Below are 10,308 nucleotides of genomic sequence, written 5' to 3' on the forward strand. Positions count from 1 at the left end.
TGATTTTCTCTTTTTCTGCTCCTTTTACTCTAACAAAATTTTAAGTGCTTATTGGATATACTATGCGGATTTTTAACAAGGAAATTATAAGAAATTACACGGGGAACTATAAATGCCAAAAAGAGAAGACATTAAATCTATTTTACTTATAGGTTCAGGACCAATTATCATTGGACAAGCCTGCGAATTTGATTACTCTGGAACACAAGCTACAAAAACACTTAAGGAGTTGGGATATAGAGTTGTTTTGATAAACTCGAATCCTGCTACTATTATGACGGATCCGGAATTTGCAGACAAAACTTATATTGAACCTATCACCGAAGAGGTTGTTGCAAAAATAATTGAAAAAGAGAATATTGATGCTATTTTGCCGACTATGGGTGGTCAAACAGCACTTAATGTTGCAACTTCAATGTATGAAAAAGGGATGTTAGAAGGAGTTAAATTCCTTGGGGCACATCCCGATGCTATTAAAAAGGGTGAAGATAGACATCTTTTTAATGAAGCTATGATAAAAATCGGTATGGATTTACCTAAAAGTGCAAATGCATATTCTGTTGATGAAGCGATTAGAATCGCAAAAGAGATAGGTTTCCCTGTTATCTCAAGGGCATCGTTTACACTTGCAGGCGGCGGTTCAGGTGTTGCATACAACATGGAAGAGTTCAAAAAACTTGCAGAAGCCGGAATTGAAGCAAGTCCTATCAATGAAATTGAGATTATGGAATCAATGCTTGGATGGAAAGAGTACGAAATGGAAGTTATCAGAGATAGAAAAGATAACTGTATTATCGTATGTTCTATTGAAAATTTGGATCCTATGGGAGTTCATACGGGAGATTCCGTAACTATTGCTCCTGCACTTACTTTAACGGATAAAGAGTATCAAAATATGAGAGATGCTTCTTTTGCTATTTTAAGAGAGATTGGAGTTGATACGGGTGGTTCAAATGTGCAATTCTCTATCGATCCAAAAACAGGAAGAATGATTGTAATCGAAATGAATCCAAGGGTTTCAAGATCTTCTGCTCTTGCCTCTAAAGCAACAGGTTATCCTATTGCAAAAGTTGCAACTTTACTTGCAGTTGGATTTACTCTTGATGAAATTACAAATGATATCACCGGAACAACGGCATCTTTTGAACCGGTAATTGATTATATAGTTACAAAAGTTCCTAGATTTACTTTTGAAAAATTTCCAAAAGCAGACTCTACTTTGACAACTGGAATGAAATCAGTTGGTGAAGTTATGGCTATCGGTAGAACTTTTAATGAATCTATTCAAAAAGCATTATGTTCTACAGAAACAGGACTTGTAGGTTTTGATTCTATTTGTGATGATATAGAAAAAATCAAAGCAGAGATTAGAAGACCAAATGCCGATAGATTAAGATACTTAATGGACGGTATGAGACAAGGACTTTCAAATGAAGAGATCTTTGAACTTTGCAAAGTTGACCCTTGGTTTTTAAGTAAATTCAGAGAAATATATAATTTGGAAAAATCAATTGATGAATCGATTTTAACAGATGAAGTAAAAATGAGAATTATCAAAACAAACGGTTTTTCAGATAAAATGATTGCCAATCTAATAGGAAAAAAAGAAGAAGATATTTATGAAGCAAGAAAAGCTTTAGATGTAGATTTTGAGTACAATGAAGTGGATACTTGTGCAGCAGAATTCGGGGCTTTGACTCCATATTTATATTCAACAACAAATATCACAAAACTGCCGAAAGTAAAAAAAGAATCAAGCGATAAAAAAGTTTTAATTATAGGTGGTGGACCAAACAGAATAGGTCAGGGTATTGAGTTTGATTATTGTTGCGTTCATGCAAGTTTTGCTCTAAATGAAATGGGTGTAAAAACTATTATGTATAACTGTAATCCTGAAACAGTATCAACAGATTACGATACTTCGGATATTTTATACTTTGAACCTATTGATTTTGAACACGTTAGAAGCGTAATAGAAAAAGAGAATCCTGATGGTGTAATTGTTCATTTTGGAGGACAAACTCCTTTAAAACTTGCAAATGCTTTAACAAAAGCAGGAGCTAAAATCATAGGAACAACTGCGGAAGTTATCGATTTGGCAGAAGATAGAGAAAAATTCTCAACCTTTGTTGAAAAAGCAGGACTTTTACAACCTGATAACGGAACAGCGGTAGAAGTTGAAGAGGCAATTGAAATTGCGGAAAAAATAGGCTACCCTGTACTTGTAAGACCTTCATTTGTACTTGGTGGTAGAGGTATGAGAATTGTTTACTCTACAGAAGAGCTTAAAAAATATATGGATGAAGCAGTTTCAGTATCAAACGATGCTCCTGTATTAATTGATAAATTCTTAGATAGAGCAATAGAACTTGATGTTGATTGTATTTGTGACGGCAAAGAGGTTTATATAGGCGGAATTATGCAGCATATTGAAGAAGCAGGTGTTCACTCTGGGGATTCTGCTTGTTCTTTACCTCCTGTTTCTATTGCTCCTGAACTTATTAAAGAGCTTGAAGAGAAAACGAAAAATATGGCATTAGGACTTGGTGTTGTAGGTTTGATGAATGTTCAATATGCAATTCATAAAGGTCAAATCTATTTAATCGAAGTAAATCCAAGAGCAAGTAGAACAGTTCCTTTCGTATCAAAAGCAACAGGAATGCCTCTTGCTAAAGTTGCGACAAGAGTTATGTGGGGAGAGAGTTTAAGAAATGCTCTTGATACTTACAACTCGGATTTAATCTGGGAAGATAACGGAGTTTTAAAACCTATTTTAAAAGAGCATATAGCAGTAAAAGAAGCGGTTTTCCCATTTACCAAATTAAGCGGTTCAGATATGATCTTAACTCCTGAGATGAAATCTACAGGTGAAGTAATGGGGATCTCTGAAAGTTTCGGAATCTCTTATGCAAAATCACAAAGCGCTGCAAAAAATGATTTACCTGTGGAAGGAAAAGTCTTTATTTCATTATGCGATTTAGACAAAGAGTATGCTCCGAAACTTGCAAAATCTTTAGTAGAAGAAGGTTTCAGCGTAGTTGCTACAGGCGGAACATACAATGTGATAACCCAAGCAGGAATCGAATGTGAAAAAGTTCTTAAAATAAGTGAAGGAAGACCGAATATTACCGATTCAATAGCAAACGGCGAAATAGCACTTGCTTTAAATACAAGTGATGGAAAAGAGTCGTCAAAAGATGACGGTAAAAATATAAGAAGAGCAGTTCTTAAAACAAATGTTCCTTACGTAACAACCGCAGCAGCAGCTTTTGCCTGCGTTGAAGCTATGAGAGCATTAAAACATAAAGACGGAATAGGTGTTAAATCTATTCAAGAATTTTTACACGACTAATGGACAGCAAAAAAGTATATTTAGTACAAGCTGATACGACAGTGGGTTTTTCATCAGACAATGATGAAAAACTCTCAACTATAAAACAAAGACCTATCACTCAAAAAATGTTGCAAACAGTAGACTCTTTTGCAACACTATCAAAATATACAAGAGTTCCAAAAACAGATAGAAAAAGAGTAAGAAGAGCAAAAAGAACGACTTTTATCTATCCAAATCAAAAATCTTTCAGAGTTATTCAAAGAGATGATAGATTTTATGATTTTATAAAAAAATTCGGTGCTTTATATTCAACTTCCGCAAATCTTACGGGAAACCATTTTGATGAAAAATTTGCTTTAGAACATTCTGATATTATAGTTTTAGACAAAGAGGGGTTTAGTGAAAAAATCTCTTCTTCAATTTATAAACTGGGAAAAAGAAAACTAAAAAAAATTAGATAGTGCTTTTAAAAAACAGAGCCAGAGAGAGTCTGTCTTTTTTATCGAGTTTCTTAAAAAGCGAACTTATATGTTTTTTAACGGTAACTTCTGCCAAATCCAAAGTTTGTGCTATTTTTGAATTATTCAACCCTTGAGAGAGAAGTTCTAAGACTTCAAGCTCTTTTATAGAGAGTTTATTAAGAAGCTCTTTCTCTTTTTTATTTTCAAGGGGAACAGAAGAGATTAAAAACTGCATCAATTCAGGATAAACCCAAATTTTTCCATTCTCTAAAGCTTTTATAATATCATTGATAATCAAAGAGTTTGAAATAGAGTGGGCATAGGCTTTAATCCCTTTTTTCAGTAAAGAACAACCCTCTATATTATTTGGATTATCTCTAAAAACCGCTATTTTTATTCCTTGAAAATCCTCTAACAACTCTTTTATATCTTCTTGAAAATCTTTATTTGAATCTAAATGGTATAAAAGTATGCCACCTGATTTTAGATAATTAAATATTTCTAAATTCTCTTTAACAATATTAATATCTTCTATAAAAGAGGACTTTTTAATCTCTTTAATCAAAAAGTCTTGTTTTGAAAAAAGAACTATATTCATATTTCAAGAGACCTTACTATTGGTTTGAAAATATAGTCTAAAATACTTTTCTTACCCGTAATAATATCCACATCAACAGACATCCCTGGTTTTATTTCCAACTTTTTATTATTATTCAAATATTTTGTATCTGCTTTGATATGTACTATATAAACCTCTTTTTTCTCATCTTTCTCATCAATTAAAGTATCAGCGGAGATATAACTGATTTCTCCGTCAGCTGCTCCGTATAAAGAAAAATCATAAGGTCTTAATTTTATTCTTGCATGTTGACCTACATATAAAAACCCGATTTCACCCGGATCGACTTTAACTTCTGCAAGAGCATATTTACTCTCAGGAATAATTTCGGCAATAACAGTTCCAGGCGACACTGCTTCACCTTTTGTTTTTATATTGATTTTATTTACAACACCGTCATTTGGTGATTTTATTATAGTCTCTGTTATCTTCTGTGATAAAAAGTTGATATCCTCTTTAACCTGTCTTAAATCATTTGCAGCAACAACCAATTCATCTTTTGAACTTGAACGGTAAGACTGAGTTGTCTCTTCAATACTTTTTTTAATCTCTTTTATTGCCGATTTTAAAGTAGGAATAGAACCTCTTATTTTTTTTATCTCAGAAAGAGTGTCGTTTTTTGTTCTTTCTAGTTGTAGAAGTTCTACTTTTGAAATAATTCTCTCTTCAACAAGAGGTTTTTTGATTTTCATCTCGTTTTCTATTAACTCAAAATTTGTTTCGTTTATCTCAAGATTTTTATAAGCATCGCTTAAATCATTTTGTCTTTGTATTAATTGCTCTTTTAAAACATTTATAGAAGCGGCAAATTTTTTCTCGTTTGTATGAAAAAGCTCAATTTCATTTTGCATAATTGTATTATCAAAAGAGGCTACTTCTTTGTTTGATACTATTTCTTTGCCTTCTGACTGCGCTTCTAATCTTGCAATTTTTGCAAGAAGAGACATTCTGTTTTGTCTGTTTTTTTCAAAATCTTTTTTATAATCAAGATCCGATAGTTTAAAAAGAATATCTCCTTTCTTTACATGATTTCCCTCTTTTACGTAGATCTCTTTTAATGTACCGCCGTTTAAAGAAGATATTGTCTGTATATTTGTTGTAGTAATAATTTTACCTTGTGTTTTAACAATATCATCAATTTTTGAAAAGTATGCCCAAGTTAGTAAAAAAACAATCGTAAAAGCAATTACCCATAATACTTTATGAAGTCCGCTTGAAGCTCTTAGTAAAACAGCAGAAGATAAAGAGGGCATAAAATCCAATACGGCTTTATTGTATCTTTTTTTCAAAAGATTCTCTTCATTTATTCTTTTTAGGGTTTTCTCTTTTGTTATATCATGACTTGCCAAAATAAAACCGATATGTTCATTATTATCATTAAAAAGAGGTGTTATAACCGTATCTGTCCAAATCACATGATCTGAACTTGAAGCGTGTTTTACTTCACCTTTCCAGATAGTTTTTAAATCTCTTGCATCATCGAATTGATTGTTGAATGTTTGAATAGAATCTTTTTTTATTAAAAACGTATAAGGTTTATTTAGCAAATCAGAGGGTTTGTATTTAAAGGTGTTGCACATTTGCGTGCTGACATGCTTTATGATTCCCTCTTTATTTGTAACTGCCAATATTACATAATTATCTAAAAGTTCTCTGTTTTGAAATCTGAAACTTTTGGTTAACTCATCATCTTGAATTTGATCCACTAATATCCTTAAAAATACCTAAAAATAAAAAAATACAAAAATATTGAAATAATTTTATAAAAATATTTATAAAAATTTGGTAATATTTATTCTGATTTTGTTATTTGTGGAAGTAAATGTGAAAAATTTGATTACTCTTTTTATTATTTTATTTGTTATTAATTTATCAGATCTTAGTGCATTTAGTTTAAAAAACGGCTTTAAACTGGCTTTGGAAAACGATATGGATTCTAAAGTAAACGAAAATAATCTAAAAAATATTCAATATGATCAAGATATTGCAAACTCTTTGATGCAACCCAAAGTAGATCTCTCCGTAACTGCCCAATCAAGTAAAAGAACAGAAGGTCAAAAAAGACCTGAAACAGGTTCTCATACAAAAAGTGATGAATATTCTATTCAAGTTACCCAACCGCTTTTTGACGGTTTTGAATCAAAGTATGAAAAAGAGCTGCAAAAGAAAAGATATGAATCAGCCGTTTATTATCTAAAACAGAGTCAAAATGACGTTGCAACAAATTATGTTCAAAGTTATATAAACGTATTAAGAGAAAAAGATCTCTTAACACTAAGTAAAGAAAAAGTTTCAATAAGTGAAGATATTTTCAGAAAAGTTTATAAAAAATTGGATTTGGGATACGGAACAAAATTAGAGTATGAAGAAGTAAAAGGAAATTTAGGTGAAAGCAGAGTAAATGTTGACACCCAAAGAATCAATTTAACGGAAGCTTTGGAATCTTTAAAATATTATGTTCAAAGAGATCTTGACTCTTCTGAACTTATAGTGCCCACTTTTTTTTCAAAAATGCCCGAAAGTTTGGATAAAGCAGTAAAAATAGCCTTAGAAGAAAATCCTACCGTAAATGTCGCAAAAATAAATTTAGAAGTAGCAAAAGCTCAAGAAAAACAGACTATTAAAGAGTTTTATCCAAATGTCGATTTAGTAGGTTCTTATAATCTAAATGATTCTTTTTATCCAAAAGACGATAATGAATACAATGAATATACAATAGGAGTCGAATTAAGTTACAACCTTTATAACGGCGGTAAAAATCTTGCAGAAGCAAAAAAAGCTTTACAAAATATCAAAGAAAAACAGTATCTTATTAAAAAAAGCCAATACCAAATAAAAAACAGAGTAAGACTGGCTTGGAACAGCTATGAATTGAATAAAGATAAAAACGGAAGTTTAAAATACTATTTAATAGCCAAAAAAGATATTTTGGATGCGACTTTTAAAGAGTTTGATTTAGGTTTACAAGATTTAAATACATTAGTTGAAAACTATATTGATTATATAGACGTAAAAAAAGATTATATTTCAAATGTTTATGATTTATTGTATGCAAAATATGATCTGCTGGCAACTATGGGAAAACTTGCCGATAATCTTTTATCAGATGATTATCCTCCTATTGATAAAGCAGAGAGGAATAATAAAAATTCAAATTTATTTAAAATTGATCCTTATAATTATGAAAACAATTTTGATTTAAAAGATGAAAAACAAGATGATATCTTGCAACCTGAAAAATCTGAAGATAAAAACGATACGGACAATAAAATTATAAAAAGCAACACTTTAGAAGAAATGAAAAGTTTATCCTCTTCTTTGGATAAAAAAACAAAGAAAGAAAAAAACACTTTTAAAGAGAAGTTTTTAACTGCCGCAGAAGATAAATATACGATTAATCTAGCCTATACGGACAGCTCAAAAAAAGCAGAAAAATTTTTGGACAAACATGAGATGAAAAATAGTGCTTTTTATTTTAGTTTTGGGTATGATAAAATACTTCAAAAAATAATGTACGGAGTTTTTGATTCAAAAAAAGAGGCTATAGAGGCTTTGAACTTATTACCTTCTTCTTTGAAAAGAAACAGTCCAAGAGTTGAAAAAATTTCTATAAAACAGAAATTATATAAAAAGTATCATCCGAAATCTTTTAATTTAATATTATTAGGGAGTATTTAATACAGTATGCAAATAAATGATGAATTAGATTTAAACTCTATAAAAGAGTATAAAAAAGAGGACTCTATTCTAGATTGTCTTACCATTTTTTGTAAAATGAACGGAAGACCTTACTCAAAAGATTCTTTGATTGCAGGTTTACCTGTAGAAGCAGGCAGAAATACTCCGATTCTTTTTTCTAAATATAATTCACGATCTCTCTTCTCAAGAGCAGCCAATAAAGCAGGCTTTAAAACAAAAGTTTTAAGAACAAAATTAGAGAAGATAAATCCTTTATTACTCCCTTGTATTTTACTTTTGGATAATAAGGATCCAAAAGATGAACTTGAAGCTTGTATTCTTTTAGGTTTTGACGATGAAATGAAAAGTGCAAGAATAACTCTTCCTGAAGCACCCAATGTTGAAACTGTCGTATCTATAGAAGAGTTAGAAAAAAAATATTACGGTTTTACAATATTACTTAAAAAAGAGCTTGAATTTAAAGAAAACGATACGGCTCTTTCAAGTATAAAAGAGAGCCATTGGTTATGGGGAAGCGTAAAAATAGTAAGGGATGTTTATAGAGATGTAATTATTGCCTCTTTTCTTATAAATATTTTTGTTTTATCAACTCCTCTTTTTACAATGAATGTTTACGACAGAGTAATTCCTAATAATGCAAAAGATACTTTATGGCTCTTGGCTATAGGAGTTTTAGTTATATATGTAATTGATATAATCCTAAAATTTTTACGTTCATATTTTCTTGAAACAGCCGCTAAAAAAACCGATATAATAGCCTCTTCAATAATTTTTGAAAAAGTATTGGATTTGAAAATGTCTTCAGTTCCAAACTCCGTGGGAGCTTTGGCAAATGTTTTAAAAGAGTTTGAAAGTATTCGTGGTTTTTTAACCTCTTCAACAATAGCACTGCTTATTGATATACCTTTTATTTTTATCTTTTTAATTGCAATCTATTTTATAGGCGGCGCTTTGGTAATGGTCCCTATCTCAATTATTATAATAATATTGATATATACATATTATGCAAAATTAAAATTGGCAAATAGTATAAAAGAGTCTTATGATGCAGGTTCAAATAAAAATGCAGTTTTAATTGAGAGTTTATCTTCAATAGAAACAATCAAATCTTTAGGGGCAACAGGTTACTCCCAATGGAGATGGGAAGAAGCAACTTCAAAAATCGCGGATAAAAGTATAAAATCAAAAATGATTTCATCTTCAATTACTTCTGTAACTTCATTTTTGGTTCAATTAAACACGGTAGCTTTGGTAATCTTAGGTACATATATGATTTCAGACAATAATCTTTCTATGGGGGGACTTATTGCAACAATAATAATTTCATCAAGATGTATCTCTCCTATGGGACAAGTATCCTCTTTACTCTCAACTTTTCAACACACAAAAACTACATATGAAGCTTTAAATGATATTATGAATCTTCCTGTAGAACACCCTCAAGGTAAAAAGTTTGTTGCTAGACCTGAATATAGAGGAAAAATTGATTTTAGAAATGTAACTTTCACTTATCCAGGAGCAGATAAAGAGACCTTGACAAATATCTCATTTAGTGTAGAACCTGGTGAAAAAGTTGCAATTATAGGAAAAATAGGTTCGGGAAAAAGTACGATTGAAAAACTTATGGTCTCTTTATATCATCCTGATGAAGGTTCAATTTTAATTGATAATATAGATATAAAACAATTAGACCCAAGTGAACTTAGAAAAAACATTGCATATGTTTCTCAAGAGAGTCTGCTTTTTGACGGTACAGTAAAAGAGAATATCGTTTATAGAACACCCCATATAGATGATGACAAAATTCTGGAAGCAGCACAAATAAGCGGAGTTTTGGACTTTGTAAATAAACATCCAAAAGGATTGGATATGCCAGTAGGGGAAAGAGGATCTTTTCTTTCCGGAGGACAAAAACAGGCGATTGCAATAGCAAGATCTATTCTTCTTCCTTATCCTATAGTATTGTTAGATGAACCTACAAGCTCTATGGATATGTCAACGGAATCAAGATTTATAAATAATATCAGAAAATATCAACAAAATAAAACAGTATTGTTGGTAACTCATAAAACCTCACTTTTAAGACTTGTCGACAGAATTATTGTTCTAGAAGACGGGAAAATAGTATTAGACGGTAAAAAAGAGATTGTATTAAGTAAACTCGGGAAAAAATAGTTTTCCCTCTCTTTAATTTA

Annotated in this window: 6 protein-coding genes; 4 read left to right on the top strand and 2 right to left on the bottom strand. The window is 31.0% G+C overall.

Features of this window, described 5'->3' with window-relative positions; translation table 11 throughout:
* Nucleotides 1-112: 112 nt before the first annotated feature.
* Together carB and AANAER_RS06125 are read left to right on the top strand one after the other, a co-directional pair.
* The gene (gene carB, locus AANAER_RS06120) at nucleotides 113-3,352 is read left to right on the top strand and encodes a carbamoyl-phosphate synthase large subunit (RefSeq protein WP_129081922.1); all 3,240 of its coding nucleotides are present in this window, start codon (nucleotides 113-115) and stop codon (nucleotides 3,350-3,352) included.
* Nucleotides 3,352-3,795 carry a Sua5 YciO YrdC YwlC family protein gene (locus tag AANAER_RS06125; RefSeq protein WP_129081923.1) on the top strand — a complete coding sequence of 148 codons (444 nt, stop codon included), beginning with the start codon at nucleotides 3,352-3,354 and terminating at the stop codon, nucleotides 3,793-3,795. Before carB ends, AANAER_RS06125 begins: the two co-directional genes overlap by 1 nt.
* Here the strand turns inward: AANAER_RS06125 and AANAER_RS06130 are convergent.
* Nucleotides 3,788-4,393: a LuxR C-terminal-related transcriptional regulator gene (locus AANAER_RS06130; protein ID WP_129081924.1), complete on the bottom strand. Its 606-nt coding sequence runs from the start codon at nucleotides 4,391-4,393 to the stop codon at nucleotides 3,788-3,790. The two genes, AANAER_RS06125 and AANAER_RS06130, sit on opposite strands and share 8 nt — an antisense overlap.
* Nucleotides 4,390-6,120 (bottom strand): HlyD family type I secretion periplasmic adaptor subunit, encoded by a 1,731-nt coding sequence (locus tag AANAER_RS06135; RefSeq protein WP_129081925.1) that lies wholly within the window; start codon nucleotides 6,118-6,120, stop codon nucleotides 4,390-4,392. Before AANAER_RS06135 ends, AANAER_RS06130 begins: the two co-directional genes overlap by 4 nt.
* A gap of 118 nt (nucleotides 6,121-6,238) precedes the next feature.
* Between AANAER_RS06135 and AANAER_RS06140 the strand changes: the two genes are divergently transcribed.
* Nucleotides 6,239-8,092 (top strand): TolC family protein, encoded by a 1,854-nt coding sequence (locus AANAER_RS06140; RefSeq protein WP_129081926.1) that lies wholly within the window; start codon nucleotides 6,239-6,241, stop codon nucleotides 8,090-8,092.
* A 6-nt stretch (nucleotides 8,093-8,098) separates the two neighbouring features.
* The gene (locus AANAER_RS06145) at nucleotides 8,099-10,288 is read left to right on the top strand and encodes a type I secretion system permease/ATPase (RefSeq protein WP_129081927.1); all 2,190 of its coding nucleotides are present in this window, start codon (nucleotides 8,099-8,101) and stop codon (nucleotides 10,286-10,288) included.
* Nucleotides 10,289-10,308 lie beyond the last annotated feature (20 nt).

It is taken from the genome of Halarcobacter anaerophilus, assembly GCF_006459125.1.
Classification (GTDB): Bacteria; Campylobacterota; Campylobacteria; order Campylobacterales; family Arcobacteraceae; genus Halarcobacter; species Halarcobacter anaerophilus.